This window comes from Oceanisphaera marina, from assembly GCF_014643915.1.
GTDB lineage: Bacteria > Pseudomonadota > Gammaproteobacteria > Enterobacterales > Aeromonadaceae > Oceanimonas > Oceanimonas marina.
Map to the genome: position 1 here is coordinate 1 of NZ_BMKE01000066.1, position 824 is coordinate 824.

At 43.9% G+C, this 824-nt stretch carries 1 protein-coding gene; it reads right to left on the reverse strand.

Going from position 1 to position 824, the window contains the following annotated elements; genetic code table 11:
• Positions 1-77 precede the first annotated feature (77 nt).
• Positions 78-551 carry a hypothetical protein gene (locus IEW52_RS15595; protein ID WP_188630996.1) on the reverse strand — a complete coding sequence of 158 codons (474 nt, stop codon included), beginning with the start codon at positions 549-551 and terminating at the stop codon, positions 78-80.
• Positions 552-824: the final 273 nt, after the last annotated feature.

Below are 824 nucleotides of genomic sequence, written 5' to 3' on the forward strand. Positions count from 1 at the left end.
CTCAGGAGTGGTTACGAGCCGTAGTCCGCGCCTGCATCGAAAAAACGAATTACCCCATTCCTGAAGAATTGTGTGCGTCAAGCCACTCTGGGTGAACTGTTACCAGAATCATACCTCATAAATTTTCTTTCTTTTGACAAAATATTCCCATAAAACGAATTGCGGCCATTCTTTATTACAAAAGGCGAGTTATACAAATAATCACTTTCTTCTTTTGTTAGCTGTAATGAATTGAAGTCTAATAATATGGTAGGCCTAACGCTTTCTCCTTCATCCATGCACCCAAACACCAGATACCTGCAAGGGGTTGCCCAGTGTGCGGTATCAACATGGAGAGGAAATGCACCCGTTGCATATTTGGAGCTTAGAGATCTCGGATGAGCCTTGCAGCTAGAAATGGGGACCAGTTTCTGAATGATATCCTGTGACTTTCGAGCCTTTACGGGACTACCAAGACCATTTGCATATTCTAATAACGCATCAAGGAAATTCACGCCGTTCGCAATACGAATTTGGAACCATCCTTTTTTATCCAGATCATCAATGCTCATATATTTATGCTGACTCCTCTACGTATAACGCCGCCAACACAGGCGAGCGTCAGCGAGTCCAGCCAGCTTGCTGGCGTTTGTGATTGGCCTTGTTATGGTTTATATTTCCAGCCATTGGTATGACGCACCTAGACCCATTACAAGCTCATGCCCTTGATGTGCAGGCACTAAGCAATCACGTATAACGTATGTGGAATTCACTTCCTACTCCCTTTAGCAACATTGAAACTTCAGTCAGTAGCTGATCTTTTCTCCAGGAAATAAAGCTGCGCC